This is a genomic window from Pradoshia sp. Z3_51, from assembly GCF_058215915.1.
This window is the reverse complement of sequence record NZ_JBZAJC010000004.1, coordinates 75,367-92,159: the sequence shown is the minus strand read 5'-3', so window position 1 is coordinate 92,159 and position 16,793 is coordinate 75,367. Positions and strand designations below refer to the sequence as shown.

16 protein-coding genes and 1 riboswitch are annotated in these 16,793 nt (G+C 39.8%); of the genes, 2 read left to right on the top strand and 14 right to left on the bottom strand.

Translation table 11 applies throughout. The features are described 5' to 3' along the window. Nucleotides 1-44 precede the first annotated feature (44 nt). The 5 genes from AC4BHA_RS09810 to purU all read right to left on the bottom strand — a co-directional run bounded on the left by AC4BHA_RS09810 (nt 45) and on the right by purU (nt 4,624). Entirely contained in the window at nt 45-443 is a 399-nt protein-coding gene (locus AC4BHA_RS09810; protein WP_066109535.1) for a cytidine deaminase, read from the bottom strand. Between the two features lie 31 nt (nt 444-474). Next, the gene (gene deoC / locus AC4BHA_RS09805) at nt 475-1,149 is read right to left on the bottom strand and encodes a deoxyribose-phosphate aldolase (protein WP_139892052.1); all 675 of its coding nucleotides are present in this window, start codon (nt 1,147-1,149) and stop codon (nt 475-477) included. Between the two features lie 30 nt (nt 1,150-1,179). After that, entirely contained in the window at nt 1,180-2,481 is a 1,302-nt protein-coding gene (locus AC4BHA_RS09800; RefSeq protein ID WP_139892051.1) for a pyrimidine-nucleoside phosphorylase, read from the bottom strand. A gap of 256 nt (nt 2,482-2,737) precedes the next feature. Next, nucleotides 2,738-3,676 carry a DNA-binding transcriptional repressor DeoR gene (deoR, locus tag AC4BHA_RS09795; protein WP_490558502.1) on the bottom strand — a complete coding sequence of 313 codons (939 nt, stop codon included), beginning with the start codon at nt 3,674-3,676 and terminating at the stop codon, nt 2,738-2,740. Between the two features lie 48 nt (nt 3,677-3,724). Then, nucleotides 3,725-4,624 (bottom strand): formyltetrahydrofolate deformylase, encoded by a 900-nt coding sequence (purU, locus tag AC4BHA_RS09790; protein ID WP_139892049.1) that lies wholly within the window; start codon nt 4,622-4,624, stop codon nt 3,725-3,727. Nucleotides 4,625-5,023: 399 nt separating this feature from the next. Between purU and AC4BHA_RS09785 the strand changes: the two genes are divergently transcribed. After that, nucleotides 5,024-6,487, top strand: coding sequence for an alpha-amylase (locus AC4BHA_RS09785; protein ID WP_490558501.1), 1,464 nt, complete (start codon nt 5,024-5,026; stop codon nt 6,485-6,487). A 110-nt stretch (nt 6,488-6,597) separates the two neighbouring features. Here the strand turns inward: AC4BHA_RS09785 and AC4BHA_RS09780 are convergent, their stop codons facing one another. The 3 genes from AC4BHA_RS09780 to AC4BHA_RS09770 are packed head-to-tail and all read right to left on the bottom strand — an operon-like array spanning nt 6,598 to nt 9,426. Beyond that, the gene (locus AC4BHA_RS09780) at nt 6,598-7,380 is read right to left on the bottom strand and encodes an ABC transporter ATP-binding protein (RefSeq protein WP_148630352.1); all 783 of its coding nucleotides are present in this window, start codon (nt 7,378-7,380) and stop codon (nt 6,598-6,600) included. A 16-nt stretch (nt 7,381-7,396) separates the two neighbouring features. After that, complete coding sequence (locus AC4BHA_RS09775) at nt 7,397-8,401, bottom strand: FecCD family ABC transporter permease (RefSeq protein WP_066109556.1); 1,005 nt, start codon at nt 8,399-8,401, stop codon at nt 7,397-7,399. Continuing rightward, a complete protein-coding gene (locus AC4BHA_RS09770) occupies nt 8,398-9,426 on the bottom strand; it encodes a FecCD family ABC transporter permease (RefSeq protein WP_066109560.1) in 1,029 nt (342 codons plus the stop codon). Before AC4BHA_RS09770 ends, AC4BHA_RS09775 begins: the two co-directional genes overlap by 4 nt. Nucleotides 9,427-9,588: 162 nt before the next feature. On the opposite strand from AC4BHA_RS09770, the gene AC4BHA_RS09765 reads away from it, so the two are divergent. Next, nucleotides 9,589-10,533, top strand: a complete 945-nt coding sequence (locus tag AC4BHA_RS09765) for an ABC transporter substrate-binding protein (protein WP_066109564.1) — start codon at nt 9,589-9,591, stop codon at nt 10,531-10,533. A 53-nt stretch (nt 10,534-10,586) separates the two neighbouring features. Here AC4BHA_RS09765 and AC4BHA_RS09760 read toward each other — a convergent pair whose 3' ends face one another. From AC4BHA_RS09760 to AC4BHA_RS09735, 6 genes are all read right to left on the bottom strand, one after another. After that, on the bottom strand, nt 10,587-11,375 hold the full coding sequence (locus AC4BHA_RS09760) for a carbon-nitrogen family hydrolase (protein WP_139892045.1): 789 nt from the start codon (nt 11,373-11,375) through the stop codon (nt 10,587-10,589). 138 nt (nt 11,376-11,513) lie between these two features. Then, complete coding sequence (gene galE / locus AC4BHA_RS09755; RefSeq protein ID WP_490558500.1) at nt 11,514-12,542, bottom strand: UDP-glucose 4-epimerase GalE; 1,029 nt, start codon at nt 12,540-12,542, stop codon at nt 11,514-11,516. A 173-nt stretch (nt 12,543-12,715) separates the two neighbouring features. Continuing rightward, nucleotides 12,716-13,924 carry a M20 family metallopeptidase gene (locus AC4BHA_RS09750; RefSeq protein ID WP_490558499.1) on the bottom strand — a complete coding sequence of 403 codons (1,209 nt, stop codon included), beginning with the start codon at nt 13,922-13,924 and terminating at the stop codon, nt 12,716-12,718. A gap of 56 nt (nt 13,925-13,980) precedes the next feature. Beyond that, nucleotides 13,981-14,850 carry a MetQ/NlpA family ABC transporter substrate-binding protein gene (locus AC4BHA_RS09745; RefSeq protein ID WP_490558498.1) on the bottom strand — a complete coding sequence of 290 codons (870 nt, stop codon included), beginning with the start codon at nt 14,848-14,850 and terminating at the stop codon, nt 13,981-13,983. Nucleotides 14,851-14,867: 17 nt separating this feature from the next. Beyond that, on the bottom strand, nt 14,868-15,518 hold the full coding sequence (locus AC4BHA_RS09740) for a methionine ABC transporter permease (protein WP_066109774.1): 651 nt from the start codon (nt 15,516-15,518) through the stop codon (nt 14,868-14,870). A 17-nt stretch (nt 15,519-15,535) separates the two neighbouring features. Further along, nucleotides 15,536-16,555: a methionine ABC transporter ATP-binding protein gene (locus AC4BHA_RS09735; RefSeq protein WP_490558497.1), complete on the bottom strand. Its 1,020-nt coding sequence runs from the start codon at nt 16,553-16,555 to the stop codon at nt 15,536-15,538. Nucleotides 16,556-16,677: 122 nt separating this feature from the next. Further along, nucleotides 16,678-16,789, bottom strand: a riboswitch (SAM riboswitch). Nucleotides 16,790-16,793: the final 4 nt, after the last annotated feature.

The following is a 16,793-nucleotide window of genomic DNA, read 5'->3' as shown; positions in this document are numbered from 1 at the left end:
TCAACTATTGGCCGGCGGTACCCCACCGAAGCATTAGTTTCACTTTATTTCCCCATGTCCGTCGATTTAAAAAATCCTGGCAGTAATTCTGCAATTGAAGTTTCCAACAGATCACCCTTCAAGTTGGATAGATAGACTTTTGTATTGTTATCACTAAACTCAGCTATTACTTGTCGGCAAGCTCCACATGGTGAAACCGGACCTTCCGTATCGGCAACAATAGCAATTGCCTCTACTTTTGGTTCACCTTCTGAAACAGCTTTAAATATGGCTGTGCGTTCAGCGCAATTTGTCAGGCCGTATGATGCATTTTCGATATTACATCCACGGAAAACATGTCCACTTGTAGTTAAGACAGCTGCTCCCACCTTAAATTTAGAATAAGGTGTATATGCCTGTTTACGTGCTTCGATTGCTTCTTGAATTAAACTGTTTTTATCCATTAGGGGGCCTCCCACAAACTTCTTCAATTAATTAATAGTCTGAATTTGCTGTTTCGCCTTTTGCAATAGAGACTCCAGAGCTTGCACCAATACGTGTAGCACCAGCTTCTGTCATCGCTTTTGCATCCTCAAGACTTCTAACGCCGCCGGAAGCTTTAACGCCGATTTCTGCTCCAACTGTTTTTCTCATTAGAGCGATGTCTTCCACTGTTGCTCCGCCTGTAGAGAATCCAGTTGATGTTTTAACAAAGTCTGTACCAGCAGAAACAGCCAGCTGACATGCTTTCTCAATTTCTTCTTTTGTTAATAGGCATGTTTCGATGATCACTTTTACTAATGCTTTACCTTTTGCTGCATCAACTACTGCTTTAATATCAGCTTCAACCTCATCATAACGGCCATCCTTCATAGCACCGATATTGATTACCATATCGACTTCGTCTGCACCATTTTCGATTGCATTAGTAGTTTCAAATGCTTTTACTTCAGGAGTATTCGCTCCAAGAGGGAAACCAATGACTGTACATACTTTTACTTCGGGTGTATCTTTTAGCATTTCTGCACATTTTTTTACCCATGTTGGATTCACACATACAGATGCAAATTTATATTCCTTTGCCTCTTCAACAATTGTCTTTACTTGTTCTTCTCTAGCATCCGCTTTTAATAACGTATGGTCGATTAAAGATGTTAATTTTGTAGTCATGTCTTAATTCCTGCCTTCCAAAAGCTTATATTAATGAATTTCTGTGTAAATTAATGTTGGAGCCTGTACTTTTTCAGTACTGATGTTGTATGCTCCGTAAATTTTTTCCAATACATTGGCAATTTCTTCTGAGTTGGAATGTACAGTTACAAGTGATTCGCCTTCCGCAACTTCATCGCCAACTTTTTTATTCAAAACAATTCCAACAGCCAAGTCAATTACAGATTCTTTCGTAGCACGGCCTGCTCCAAGCATCATGGCAGCAACACCAATTTCCTCCGCCTGAATACCAGCAACATATCCAGAAGACTTTGCAGGGACTTCAATAAGGTATTTAGCCGTTGGAAGTTTGGATGGATCATCTATCACAGATGCATCCCCGCCCTGTGAAGCAAGGAATGTTTTGAATACTTCAAGCGCTTTTCCATTATGCATAACTTCCTCAAGCATGCCACGTGCCTCTTCAGTTGTTTCAGCTTTACCAGCTAGTATGACCATATGGCTTCCCAAAGTTAAGCATAGTTCATGTAAATCAGCCGGACCTTTACCTACTAATGTGTCGATAGCTTCTTTAATTTCCAATGCATTACCAACTGCAAATCCAAGTGGCTGACTCATATCTGAAATGATAGCTTTTGTATTTCTGCCAACTCCATTCCCGATATCAACCATTGCTCTTGCTAATTCTTTTGCATCATCAAGGTTTTTCATGAATGCCCCATCGCCTGTTTTAACATCCAGGACAATAGCATCTGCTCCAGCTGCAATTTTCTTGCTCATGATGGAGCTTGCAATTAGAGGAATAGAATCAACTGTTGCTGTTACATCACGTAATGCGTATAGTTTTTTATCAGCTGGTGTTAAGTCACCGCTTTGTCCAATAACAGCAATTTTATTTTTATTTACAAGATTAATAAAATCCTCATTTGAAATTTCTACATGAAATCCTGGAACAGCTTCCAGCTTATCAATGGTTCCGCCTGTATGACCTAGACCACGTCCGGACATTTTTGCAACCGGTACTCCAAGTGCTGCTACTAAAGGTGCCAACACAAGTGTAGTTGTGTCACCAACACCACCAGTACTATGCTTGTCTACTTTTACGCCCTTTATTTGTGAAAGATCAATTTGATCTCCTGATTCAACCATTAGCTCAGTTAGGTTAACTCTTTCTTCCTGAGTCATACCTTGAAAATAAATCGCCATAGCAAATGCTGACATTTGATAATCGGGTATACTTCCATTCGTAAATCCTTCAATAACAAACTGGATTTCACTTTTATTCAACTCATGACCGTTACGTTTCTTTTCAATAACGTCAACCATTCTCATGATTTTACACCTCATTTATGAATTATCGTAAAATAGCCACCATTACTTGGAATAACCATGTAAGTGAAAATATTGGTAGCACTTACAAAACTAACTATACCATATTAATTGAACAAAAGTAACATTAAAGTGTGAACAAATGTAAAACATTTTGTAGGTGTATCCTTATTGACCCCTTTATCCATTTTTTAACACTAAAAACCTCCTATTAGGATAAACAGGAGGTTAGAACCATATTCATATATAGGTGATATATTTATTTATCCAAAATAAACCTTGCCGTATATTGATCGGTGATTAATACATTGGCGAATTGTCCCTTTAGAGCCGCGTGAATGGAATCTACCTTTTGAGTACCGCCGGCAACCAATATCGAATATTCTTTTTCCTTCAGCTCTTCAAGGTCAATTCCCAAAGTACGTTCGTTCAATGAGTTGTTACATATATTTCCCTTTGAATCGAAAAAGCGTGAACAAATATCACCCACAGCCTTAGAATAAAGCATCTCCAAGTCTTCTTCCGTAAAATAACCAAGCTTAAAGAGCAGAGATTCTGGTTTAACCGGCCCACATGTGAATAATGCAATATTAGCTTCTTTTCCAGTTTCAATAATTCCTTTAATATGTCTGTCTGCCATCATTGCTTGTTTAACAACTACCTGGTCGACAATCGCCGGTAAAGGTAAATGCAATGGAGTAGTACGGAAAGCCTTCCCGAATAAATATAGAATTTCTGATACATAGGTATGCGTCTCGGAATGGCTGATTCCACCTTTAAGCTGCACAATCTTCACATTATTTACTGCCTTTTTCTTCAACTCCACTGCCACATGATAGAGAGTCGTTCCCCATGTCACTCCTATAATGTCATCATCCTTAACAATTGTATCAAGATATTCTGCAGCCTTTAATCCAATAGAAGTTTTGATAGTGTGATCCTCATATTGTGGTACAGGTGTTACTACTGCCTTTTTTAACTTATATTTTTCTTCAAGTTTAACCTCAAGATTCTCCGAATTTTCTTCCATATCATCTATTTTAATTTGGACAATCCCTTCTCTTTTAGCCGTTTGCAGCATACGTGACACCGTAGGCCTTGAAACACCGAGTTTTTTTGCAATTTCATTCTGTGTATAATCCAGTAAATAATAAAGTTTAGCAGCTTCTATCACTTTACTTTTTTTATCCGCTTCCATTTTGGTCCCCTAGTTTTCCACTAATTTTCACTCTTTTATTTTATTGACCTAAAAAACAATTGTCTTATTCCCCTGAACAATAATCCTGTCCTGTAAGTGCCATTTCACAGCTTTGCTCAGCACATTTCTTTCAATGGATTGTCCTATTTTCTTCAATTGCTGAATATTATCCTGATGATTAACCCGCATAATATCCTGTTCAATGATGGGCCCTTCATCTAAATCATCTGTTACATAATGACTGGTTGCTCCAATTAATTTAACCCCACGTGCAAACGCTCTTTCATACGGTCGTGCTCCCATAAACGCCGGCAAAAAGGAGTGATGAATATTAATGATTTTATTCTCATACATTTCAACAAAGCTTGGCGAAAGAATTTGCATGTAGCGCGCTAACACGATTAGATCGATTTGATGTTTATCGAGCAGCTCCTTCTGCCTTAACTCCGCATCTTCCTTTGTTTCCTTCGACACAGGTATATAGTAAAAAGGGATGTGCAGCGATTCTACCAGCTCTTTAGCAGCCAGATGATTACTGATTACGATCGGAATCTCTGTCATTAAATCTCCTGATTGCCACTCCCATAGCAGCTCTCTTAAACAATGGAGCTCCTTTGAAACAAATATAGCCGTTTTCTTTATGTGATAGTTAAAAATTATATCCCACTTCATCTTAAACTTATTCGCTATTGAAAGGAATTCTTCTTTTAGTTTCTTCTCGTTTTTAGCCAAATCAGGGCATTCGAATTCGATCCTCATAAAAAACGTACCGCCATTACTGTCTGTTGAATATTGATTTGATTCCAGGATGTTAGCGCCTTGTTTAAACAAGACATCAGATACTGCTGCCACAATTCCTTTTTTGTCCGGACAGCTAATTAGCAGGCGCCCTTTATCTCGCTGACTCTCTTTATACAGATTTACATGCTTTTCAGCGATCGTTTCCATTCCCTCACCATCCTGATCTGCACAGATATGTATTTATCCGCTTACATTCCTTACATTTTATCACAAATATTCCATCCTACCTGCTGAAATATTTTTATACTAATAATTTAATTGTTTCGGTAAAAGAGCAAAATGTAGCACTTCCTCATCAAGCCTTTATAATCGTTGATTTGCCAGCATTATAATTTTATTCACCAACGTTCTTATTCACCGTGTGAATGTTGATTCTTATTCATTTTGACTATTTGTTTTCCCATCTTAAGAGACGTACTTCTCGCAACAAATACGATTTATTAATTATATTTTCATTTCATGTTTCTAAAGGTATGCTTAGCGGGTAAATAGGTAAATATTGTTTTATAGTTGAAGCTGCTAATAGAGAGATGCGAGGTGGTACAAATGGGGCATAACCATACAATGATGCAATTTTTTGAGTGGCATATTTTACCTGATGGTACTCATTGGAAACGGTTGAAGGAATTAGCACCAGTATTAAAAAACTGCGGAATAGATTCTGTTTGGATCCCACCCCCAACGAAAGGACAAACACCTGAAGATACAGGTTATGGTATATATGATTTATATGATTTAGGGGAATTTGATCAAAATGGTTCTGTACGCACGAAATATGGTACGAAGGATGAGTTGATAGAAGCAGTTGAAGCATGCAAAGAAAATGATATTTGTGTGTATGCAGACATCGTTATGAACCATAAAGCAGGTGCGGATGAAACAGAGAGATTTAAGGTTGTAGAAGTTGATCAGAATGACCGTACACAAGAGATATCGGAACCATTTGATATCGATGGCTGGACGAAGTTCACGTTTCCCGGGCGCGGTAATACGTATTCTGATTTCAAATGGAATATGGAGCATTTCAATGGAACTGATTATGATGAAGGAACCATTCGAACAGGTGTATTTAAAATTCTCGGTGAAAATAAAGGCTGGAATGAACATGTTGATAAAGAGTTTGGAAACTATGACTATTTAATGTTTGCCAATATTGATTATCGCCTTCCAGATGTACGAAATGAAATGAAAAATTGGGGAAGATGGCTCGCTGAAACCATTAAATGTGAGGGGTATCGCTTAGATGCCATTAAGCATATTGATTATACCTTTATTAAAGAATTTGCCATTGAAATGAGAGAAGCTCATGGTGATGACTTTTATATGGTGGGAGAGTACTGGAATCCCGATTTACAGGCTTGCCAGGAGTATTTAGAAAAAGTTGATCATACACTTGATTTATTTGATGTGCCTCTCCACTATAAATTACATCAAGCTTCTCAAATGGGACGAGATTTTGACCTTACAACCATTTTTCATAATACTCTAGTAGAATCTAATCCTTTAAATGCGGTAACCTTCGTAGACAACCATGACTCACAGCCGGAAGAATCTCTGGAATCATGGATCGAAGATTGGTTTAAACCATCTGCTTATGCACTCATCTTACTTCGCCATGACGGTTACCCGTGTGTTTTTTACGGGGATTATTATGGAGTTGGCGGCGAAAACCCAGTTGGGAGAAAAAACAAACTGATTGATCCGCTTCTTTATGCAAGGGTCCATAAAGCCTATGGAGGACAGGTCGATTACTTTGACCATCCAAATACCATTGGGTGGGTAAGATTAGGAACCGAAGAAAAGGAGAACTCTGGCTGCGCTGTTGTTATTTCAAACGGTGACGAGGGCGAAAAAAGAATGTGTGTAGGAGCTGAACGTGCCGGAGAAATATGGACTGATTGTACAAGCAACCGACCAGATAAGATTGAGATTGACGAGGAAGGCTGGGCAACATTCCCTGTAAATGGTGGCAGTGTTTCTGTGTGGACCAAGCCTGACCCAGAAGATTAAAAAGCTTAAGCTAGAGTAGCATCCAGAATTTATATAAACAGGGGGCTTTTGAGTGATGAAACACTGTTTACTGCAGTGTTTCATCACTCATAGCCCCCTCATATTTTTCATCATTTCACTAAATCATACGAAATGATTGCCGGTTTACCGGTTCTGGGATCCTCTACAATAGAAGCATCAATCTGGAATACTTCTTTTAATACTTCCGAACTCATAACTTCATTAGAACTCCCCTGTAAAATTAACTGACCCATTTTAATCGCAACCAATTCATCTGCAAACCGGCTAGCATGATTCAAATCATGGATCACCATCACAATGGTTCGGCCATCCTCGTGATTCAGTTTTTTTAAAAGCTCAAGAACCTCCAGCTGGTGAGCCATATCCAAATACGTGGTTGGTTCATCCAGTAACAATAACCCCGTCTCCTGGGCAATTGCCATTGCAATCCATGCACGCTGACGTTGCCCGCCGGATAAGGAGTCCACTGCATGATCTTTAAAATCACTTAATCCAGTAACACGAATCGACCAATCGACCATTTCTCTGTCATGTTCATTTAAGCGTGAGAAACCGCCCTGATATGGAGTTCTTCCATAAGAGACCAAGTCGGTTACAGAAAGACCGGCAGGAGCTTCCGGTGACTGGGGCAGGATAGCCATTTTTCTGGCAATCTCCTTTGTAGGTGTATTCTTAATATCTTTTCCATCTAAAATAACTGATCCATACATAGCTGGATGTAATCTTGCCATTGTCTTCAAAATAGTCGATTTTCCACAGCCATTTGGACCAATAATGGCTGTAATCGCTCCTTTTTTTATATCTAAATTCAGTGAAGGAACAATTACATTTCCGTCGTAGCCTATTTTTAAATTCCGAGCTGACAATTCCAAAAGGTTTACCCCTCCTCTACTTTGATTTCATTAAGAGATAAATAAAATATGGAGCACTGATAATAGAGACGATTACCCCTGAAGGAATATCGACACGGAACATATTTTTACCCAGCATATCTGCCAACAGCAAAATAAGGGCTCCAATCATAGCTGAAGCTGGTAAAAATGCCCCATGTTTAGGACCAACAAGCTTCCTTGCAATATGGGGTGCTATTAGTCCAAGAAAAGCAATCCCCCCGCCAACTGTCACACCTAACCCAGCCAATGCAACTGCGGCACCAATTAAAACTAAGCGCTCTTTTTCTGTACGAATTCCCAGTCCTGACGATACAAGACTCCCAAGATTTAATACATTTAGTGTGTGTGATTTATATAAAATAAATGGAATTAAGATTAAAAACCACGGCAGCAAGGCCCACACATATTTCCACTGTGTAGCCCAAAGATCTCCGGATAACCAAACTATCGCTTTCATGAAATCATGCGGATTCAATCTGAGCTGCATGGCAGTTAAGACAGCTGAAAATCCAGCATTAATACCGATTCCAACTAAAAGAAGGCGAATCGTGTGCAGCCCTTTCTTCCATGATAATGCCAATATCAATACGGCTGTAAGCATGGCTCCGGCAAATGCAAAGAAAGGCATAATAAATGTACCTATCTGGCTCTGACTGCCAAGCGTAGATTGAAATACAGTAATATAAATTAATACAGCAAGACCAGCACCTGCATTAATCCCTAATATCCCAGGCTCCGCTAATTCATTCTGAGCAACTGTTTGCAATACTGCTCCCGATATAGCCATTCCTGCTCCTACCAAAATAGCCAGTAAGATAGCCGGCAACCGGATCTCAAATAAAACAAGCTCCTGCTTAGCTGTTCCATTTCCCACAATCGTCTGCCACACCTCTGCTGGTGAAATACTGACCTTTCCTATATTCAGACTGATTAAACTGACCGTAATAATTAGTATGAACAAAGCAATCCATACTCTTGGCAAATTAGCAATCTTCTTCAAAACAATTGCCTCCCTTCACTGCGAACAAGGTACAGGAAGAAAGGAACTCCAATAAGTGCTGTCATAACACCAACCGGAGTTTCATATGGGGGATTAATCACTCTTGAGGCAACATCGGCCAACAATAACAAGGCACTTCCGAGAACAGCTGCGAGAGGCAGTAACTTTCTATAGTCCGTTCCAATCAACATCCTGGTTATATGAGGAATGACAAGACCGATAAAACCAATCGTCCCAGAGACCGCAACCGAGCTGCCAGTCAGTAATAAAATAACGATAATTCCTAAAGCTCGGACTAGCTTGATGTTAACCCCAAGCCCCTTCGTTACATCCGTACCAAGCGATAATAACGTAAGCGAATGTGCAATACTAAGTAAAATAGGCAATCCTATTAAGCCAACCGCTGTAATTATTTTTACCTCAACCCAATGACTATTCGCCAATTCACCTGCATACCAGAAGCTAATATTTTTCGTGACATCAAAATATAAAGCCATGCTGGTTGTCAAAGAACTTAAAAACATCCCAGTTGCCATACCCGCCAAAGCCAATTTAACTGGTGTTACCCCTCCTCTGGATAAGGCAGATAAAGAAAATACCAATAGGACAGCCAATCCTGCTCCAATCATGGATGCACTAATAGAACCCATTATGGATAATCCAGAGAAAACCGTTAATGATAAAACTAAAGCAAATGCAGCCCCATTGGATACTCCCAAAAGAGATGGTTCAGCAAGTGGATTTCTAGTCAATGCCTGCATAACAGCACCAGAAATGGCTAAGTATGCCCCAACAAGGCCTGCCATCAGTGCCCGCGGCAATCTGATTTCCCAAATAATCTGATGTGTCACATTATCAGGATTTCTATGGAGCAAAGCCTCCCATACTGTTGAAAGGTCTATCATTTTTGTTCCAATTATTAATGAAGTAATAAAAATAACTAGTAGTAGTAAAAAAGACAGCGGGAGAACAATGCCAATCCGTTCCCTGCGAGATGGAATATTTCTATCCTCGTTCTTCTGCACGTACGTTCAGTCCTTCAAAATTATAATATGTAGTCCAAAGGAATCCACCTTTCTAGTGTTACCTTAAAATGAATAGGTATGAATTTCCTTTGACCCTTCAAATGAGAATGATTATCATTAATAGTAACGAATTTATTTTACATACTAAAGGAGGATATAGCAATGGTAATAAATAATAAATACACACGTCTTCTGGTATTCATGCTGTGTGCAGTATTATTGCTTGCAGCCTGTGGCTCAAATGATGACAATGATACTTCTAACAAGGAGCAGTCTGACAAGAAGGTTACAGATGCAATCGGTGAAATGAGCTTCCCTAAAGACCCTAAAAGAATACTGGCACCAAATTTAGAGGATTATTTAGTCACTTTGGGCATTAAACCTGCTGCTCAATGGTCAATCGGTACAACTGTTCATAATTATTTACAGGATGAACTTAAGGATGTTCCTTTGATTTCATGGGATATGCCGATAGAAGATGTGATCGAAGCGGAACCAGACTTAATTATGTTCGAATCTGAAGCTGCTATTCAGGAAGGCCAGTATGAGGAATACAAAAAAGTAGCTCCAACCTATGTATTTAAGGAAGAAGATGCTGCTGACTGGAGAACTTTACTGACAAAAATGGGCGAGTTGTTCGGTAAAGAAGATCAGGCAAAAAAAGCAATTCAAGACTATGAGGATAAAGCTGCGGAAGCTAAAACAGCAGTTAAAGAGAAAATCGGAGATGAGTCTGCCGCTCTGATTTGGGTAACAGGCGGTCAGTACTTTGTTTTCGAGGGTGATCGTTACGCTTCAAATGTACTCTATAATGATTTAGGAATTAAGATGCCAACTTATATTAGTAAACTTGGTGAAGCACAGGCAACATGGCAGGGCACTTCACTTGAGGCATTAGCGGATTTGGATGCAGACCACCTCTTTATTGCTGCAGCGAGCGGCGAACCAGGAATGGAAACATTGGAAAACAGCTCTATTTATAGATCCATTCCGGCTGTCCAAAAAGGAAATGTTTATACATTTGAAGATTCCAGCAACTGGACAACCAATGCTAAAACGGCCAATGCTAAAACAATCGATTTGGTACTAGATTCCTTAACTAAATAATAAACAAAGGAGGCTCTTTTTTAAGAGTCTCCTTTTTATTGTATGTCTGAAGCTTACTTTTTTCTATTATATAAATCCTCTCTTCGGTCCTCAAAAACGGAGATGCGAGTTCGTACCTGATCGACTTCCTGTATGTTTAAGTCAGCATAAAGGATAGATTCTGCTGTAGAACCAATTGCAATTGTATCGCCCCATGGATTGATAACCATGGAAAACCCGCCGAATGTGTTATTAGGATCTTTTCCGACTCGGTTGACAGCTATAATAAATAGCTGGTTTTCTATGGCTCGTGCCTTCAAGAGCGTTACCCAATGATCCACTCTTGCTTCCGGCCATTCTGCCACTACGAATATAAGCTTTGCTCCCGCCAAAGCATGTTTTCTTACCCATTCGGGAAAGCGGATATCATAGCAAATCAGGCCTCCGCTCATGTTCCCATCTATCTTAAATAAATTCTCTTTTTGTCCCGCTATAAGATATTGATGTTCATCCATTACGTTAAAAAGATGAGCTTTATCATACTCAGATATGACCTCTCCAAAGCGATTGAATACATACATTCTATTAAAATACCCTTTTGAGGTTTTCACAGAAACAGAGCCGCCAACAATATTGACATTGTACTTTAAGGCCAGTGAGGAAAGTAGCTTAATCGTTTCCTTTCCTTCAAGATCAGCAAGATCCCCCAGCTGTTGCAGTGCATAGCCTGTATTCCACATTTCAGGTAGCACAATACAATCCGCACCATTCTGGGCCGCCTCAGATATAGACTCTGTTACATGCTTAAAATTTTCATTTGGCTTTCCATACTCGATATCCATTTGTACACAGGCGATTTTCAGGTGGCTTCCCCCTCTCTCTTCTATTAAATAGGTTATTTCAATACATGGCTGATAGCAACTTTGATGCTATCTGTTTACCCAATATGTAAATGAAAATGGAATCGGGCTTAATCATCAACTCCATCATCCAATTCTCCACTAAGAATTTATAATTGTCTGATCATAACCATTCGGATTTTGCCTTTGCCATTTCCATGAATCTGCGCACATATCCTTCAGACTCTTTTCTGCTTTCCAGACCAGTACCTTTGCGGCCTTTACGGAATCAGCGTAACTAACAGCCACATCACCGGGCCTCCGTTCCACTAATTCGTAAGGGATTTTCCTTCCGCTAACACTTGCGAAAGCATACACCAGGTCCAGGACACTATATCCGTTTCCTGTTCCAAGATTAAATGCTTCTACTCCAGATCTACCCTGCAGATATTCCAATGCCTTCAAATGGCCCTTCACTAAATCGACTACATGGATATAGTCGCGAACACCGGTACCATCATGAGTTTCATAATCGCTGCCAAAAACGGATAATTTATCTCTTTTTCCAATGGCAACCTGTGTGATATATGGCATTAAATTATTGGGAATACCACTTGGATTCTCACTGATTCTTCCTGATTCATGAGCTCCTATAGGATTGAAGTACCTCAGCAAGGCGATACTCCATTCTGGATCGGAAACATGCAAGTCACACAGGATTTCCTCTATCATTAATTTTGAACGGCCATATGGATTGGTTGCTGATAATGGAAAGGACTCATCAATCGGTACCCGATCCGGCATACCATATACAGTGGCAGAAGAGCTGAATACCAGCTTCTTCACCTGATGCTTCGCCATAACTTCACATAGTCTGATGGTACCCGTCACATTATTTTCATAATATTTCAGAGGCATCGAAATGGACTCACCAACTGCTTTTAAACCGGCAAAATGGACAACTGAATCAAAATCATATTTTGCAAACAATTGGTCAACAGCTTCCTTATCTACTAAATCTATATTATAGAAAGGAAAGTTCCTACCAGCTAACTCTTTCACTCTTTCAATTGCTTCCACATGACTGTTAGAGAAATTATCCAGCACCACAATATCATAATTCGCTTTTAAGAATTCAACTGCCGCATGGCTGCCTATATAACCAGCACCACCTGTAATGAGTATCGCCATCCATGATCCACTCCCCTGTTTCTCACGATTGGTAAATAGAAATACACATACACTAATTTTACCTTATTTAGAATTATGTGGTACTTAATTTCTTTATGAGTTAAAAATACTAAAAGAAGAACAGGGCAGTGGATACTCAATTTATATTGTCGCAAGTCGATATTTAGGCTTGTTTAAATATCACTTGTTTTAGCTTTAAGGAATTCATCCTTAATCCTCTGCAGTAACGACTGATTTGTCAGAAGGCGATAACCTGTATTGGCCAAGGCTTTTGCACCAGTAATGACGGCTTGGTCTCCAAGTTCTGATATAGCACACTCTCTAAATTCTTTTGTGTGGGCGATTAGATCATTCGGACCAATTTTGATATAAGGATGCGCTGTCGGAACAACATGGCTTACATTTCCTGCATCTGTTGAACCGGATGCATTCCGCGTACCCTGTACAACCTCCTCACCTAGAGCTTCCAGTTCTTCTCGAAGTACCTCATCAAGAGCCGTGTTCAGAACGAAATCATGAACTTCATTTTGAAATCTTTCTATTTTTACATCGGCTCCGGTTGCCAACGCCGCACCTTTGGCAATCTGAATAATCCTTTCCGATATTTCCTCACAACTTTTCCAAGTTGAAGCTCTAATATAGAATCTTGCAGAGGCATAATCAGGAATGATATTAGGTGCATCTCCTCCATTTGGAATAATGCCATGAACCCTTATATCTGTCGGCAGCTGCTGTCTCAATGCGCCAATCCCATTAAATAACTGGATGACCGCATCAAGTGCATTAATCCCTTCCTCTGGTGCTGCCGCAGCATGCGCCGGTTTCCCATAAAAATGAAAGTCAAGGGGATTAACAGCCAAGAAAGGCTGAGTTGTTCTCGTTTGACCAGAAGGATGAATGATAATAGCTGCATCCACACCGTCAAACAATTGATGCTTTACATAACTGCCCTTCGCACTTCCATTTTGACCCCCTTCTTCTGCCGGGGTACCGTAAACAAGTACCGTTCCCCCTATTTCCTCGAGTACTAAACCAAGCGAAATTCCAGCCGCTACGCTGGTGATGCCAATGATATTATGGCCGCATGCATGGCCAAGGCCAGGAAGCGCATCATACTCGGCAAGAAAAGCTATCGTAGGCCCCGGCTTTGAGGATGATTTCCTCGCTAAAAATCCAGTTTTATGGCCAGCAATATCATTTGTTACCTCAAAGCCAGCATCGATTAATACCTTGGTCAGTGTTTCAGATGCAAAGAATTCTTCATTCCCTATTTCTGGATTTTCATGAATTTGGTGGCTTATATTTATATATTTGTTTTTCTGCTGATCTATATATTCATTGATAATATCTTTATGAAAAATGCGACCTTCGTTTTTAATCATTGCTCTGCCTCCAATCTCTCTAATAATCTTATACCTATGTTAGTATCCGAAGTAATTCATTGATCGACTGCCGGGCTGGTCCAGGCATCCTGATAATTAACCAATTCTTCTATTGAAACAAAAGCCGGAATGGTATTTCCTTTAAATGTTTTAAGGATAAAATCCTCCACTTCCTCGGAATGATAGATGTCTGCCAGTTTTTTTAGCTCAGCGCGGTCTTTATCCCCTTTTTTTATAGCGATAATATTAATGTATGGTTTGGCCGTTGCACTTTCATGGAACAAGGCATCCTTTAATGTCAATCCTGCCTCAACCGCAAAGTTATTGTTTATAATAGATGCATCTACATCTTCAAGAAAACGCGGTGTATTCCCGGCAGCTACCAGTTCGAGTTTAATATTTTTTTGATTTGATTTAATTTTTTCTAAAGAGCCTATTCCATCAAAATTATCTGTTAGTGTAATGAAGCCAGCCTCCTGCAAAAGAAGTAGCGCCCGGCCAAGATTTGTACCTTCATTAGGGACAGCAATTTTAGCCCCATCAGGCAATTCCTTTAAATCCTTATGCTTATTTGAGTAGATTCCCATTGGTGCAATAACAGTAGAGCTTAGTGGCTCAAGATCTAATTTTCTTTCCGCCACTTGTTCTTCAAAATAAGAGATTGTTTGGAATGCATTAGCGTCCACTTCACCATCATTTAGAGCTGTATTCGGCAAAATATAATCACTGAACTTTACAAGCTCTATATTGAGCCCCTTCTCCTTAGCGAGACCAGCAATATAATCCCATATTCTTGTGTCTCCGCTGCTCACTCCAACCTTAATGGTAGAGCTGCCCTCTTTTGCACTGCCTTTCGAATCGCTTCCACATGCTGCTGTTACGACAGTACATGCAATTATTAAAATAGTAAGAAAAAGTTTTTTCATTTTTTCCATCTCCTTCTTTATCGTCTTCTTATTTTTCTAGCCAGCGTATTACCTATGGATTGTAAAAGCTGTACAATGATTACCAGTGCCGCAACGGTTACAATCATGGTGTTAGTGTCAAACCTCTGATAACCATAGGTGAGGGCAAGATCTCCAACTCCTCCAGCTCCTACTGCCCCTGCCATTGCTGAGGCTCCAACCAGCCCAATAGTTGCTGTTGTAAAGGTTAAAACAAGAGAGCTAAGTCCCTCTGGTATTAAAAACCGAAAAATGATCTGCCATTCAGTCGCGCCCATTGACTGAGCTGCTTCAATAATTCCCTTATCAACTTCCAATAATGAATTTTCAACCAATCTGGCAATATAAGGACCTGCATAAAATACAAGCGGTACAATGGCGGCATTCGTTCCAATCGCCGATCCAACAACCAATCGTGTAAATGGAATCAAAGCCACCAATAAAATAATGAAGGGAACCGAGCGTAAAATATTAATGATTGGGTTCAATATATTAAACACCCACTTATTCTCCAGAATGTGACCCTTTCTCGTTATGACGAGTAAAATCCCTAAAGGCAATCCAATCACGGCCGCGAATAGTAAGGAGAAGAAAACCATATAGAGTGTGTCACTGAATCCAATCAGTAACTGTTCAAGTGTAATTTCCATTCCTAAAAACTGTTCATTCATGATAGCTTAACCTCCTGCAAGAGCACATCCTCACTCTCTATGTATTGGATCGCCTTCTTTATTTCTTCTGTTTCACCGATGACCTCAACGATTAAATTCCCAAAAGGGGTTTCCTGTATTTCAGAAATATTGGCAGAAAGAACACTTAAATGGACATCAAAACTTTTCGCCACTGTTGAAAGTAGATGCTTGCCAGACGAAGATCCCAAAAAATTAAGTTTCCAAACTGCTGGTTTATTCTCCTTTAAGGATTTCAAAAAGCTCTGCGGAATCTCGTCGTGAATGACTGTTCTAACAAACCGCTTGGCAACCTCAGTGGTTGGCTTGGAAAAAATATCAAGAACAGGACCCTGCTCAACAACCCTCCCATTTTCCATGACAGCGACCTTATTGCATATCTCTTTAATCACCGACATTTCATGTGTAATAAGCAAAATTGTTATATTGTATTCTCGGTTTATTTTTTTCAATAGCTCTAAAACATCCCTGGTCGTCTGCGGATCCAATGCCGATGTAGCTTCGTCACATAGCAGGATAGATGGATTCGTGGCCAGAGCTCTCGCAATTCCAACCCTCTGCTTCTGTCCCCCTGACAATTCATCCGGGTAACTTCGACCCTTAGCTGATAACCCCACGAACTCCAGTAATTCTCGAACTCTATTTTGAATCGTTTCTTTACGAACGCCGGATAGTATCAATGGAATCGCTACATTATCAAATACCGTCTTAGATTGAAGTAAATTGAAATGTTGAAAGATCATCCCGATTTTCTTTTTCTCTGCCCTTAATTCCTTTGCTTTGAGACTGGCAAACGATTTACCATTCAAAAGGACCTCCCCCTCAGTAGGCCGTTCAAGCATATTAACTAAACGCAAAAGTGTACTTTTCCCGGCCCCGCTGTATCCTACCACTCCAAAAATATCCCCTTTTTCAACCGTTAAATGAACGCCTCTCAGAGCATCTACGCTTTGACCATTTGCTTGATATGACTTTTTTATGTTTCGAAACTCAATCATGTTCTCTCCTCCAGGCCTAAAAAATTCGAAATGCAAAAAGCCCCTTCTGTCATTAGACAGAAGAGGCTTTGTATGAACATATACATAAAAAGACAAGTAGAAATATGTTCGCTTAAAGCTTCCTCTTATCTCTCAAACAGATGTTTGTTGGAATTAGCACAGTATTTTTACCATAGTAAAAATCCGCTGCCGAAGTATCATAGGGCCAAATCCCTCCACTTCTCTCGATAAGAATCGC

Excerpts from the sequence above, each read along its gene's own strand:
- AC4BHA_RS09810 (WP_066109535.1), bottom strand. The coding sequence starts at position 443 with ATGGATAAAAACAGTTTAATTCAAGAAGCAATCGAAGCACGTAAACAG.
- AC4BHA_RS09785 (WP_490558501.1), top strand. The coding sequence starts at position 5,024 with ATGGGGCATAACCATACAATGATGCAATTTTTTGAGTGGCATATTTTA.
- AC4BHA_RS09740 (WP_066109774.1), bottom strand. The coding sequence starts at position 15,518 with ATGGAAATTACACTTGAACAGTTACTGATTGGATTCAGTGACACACTC.
- AC4BHA_RS09735 (WP_490558497.1), bottom strand. The coding sequence starts at position 16,555 with ATGATTGAGTTTCGAAACATAAAAAAGTCATATCAAGCAAATGGTCAA.
- deoC (WP_139892052.1), bottom strand. The coding sequence starts at position 1,149 with ATGACTACAAAATTAACATCTTTAATCGACCATACGTTATTAAAAGCG.
- deoR (WP_490558502.1), bottom strand. The coding sequence starts at position 3,676 with ATGGAAGCGGATAAAAAAAGTAAAGTGATAGAAGCTGCTAAACTTTAT.
- AC4BHA_RS09765 (WP_066109564.1), top strand. The coding sequence starts at position 9,589 with ATGGTAATAAATAATAAATACACACGTCTTCTGGTATTCATGCTGTGT.
- purU (WP_139892049.1), bottom strand. The coding sequence starts at position 4,624 with ATGGAAACGATCGCTGAAAAGCATGTAAATCTGTATAAAGAGAGTCAG.
- AC4BHA_RS09800 (WP_139892051.1), bottom strand. The coding sequence starts at position 2,481 with ATGAGAATGGTTGACGTTATTGAAAAGAAACGTAACGGTCATGAGTTG.
- AC4BHA_RS09750 (WP_490558499.1), bottom strand. The coding sequence starts at position 13,924 with ATGATTAAAAACGAAGGTCGCATTTTTCATAAAGATATTATCAATGAA.
- galE (WP_490558500.1), bottom strand. The coding sequence starts at position 12,542 with ATGGCGATACTCATTACAGGTGGTGCTGGTTATATAGGCAGCCATGCG.
- AC4BHA_RS09745 (WP_490558498.1), bottom strand. The coding sequence starts at position 14,850 with ATGAAAAAACTTTTTCTTACTATTTTAATAATTGCATGTACTGTCGTA.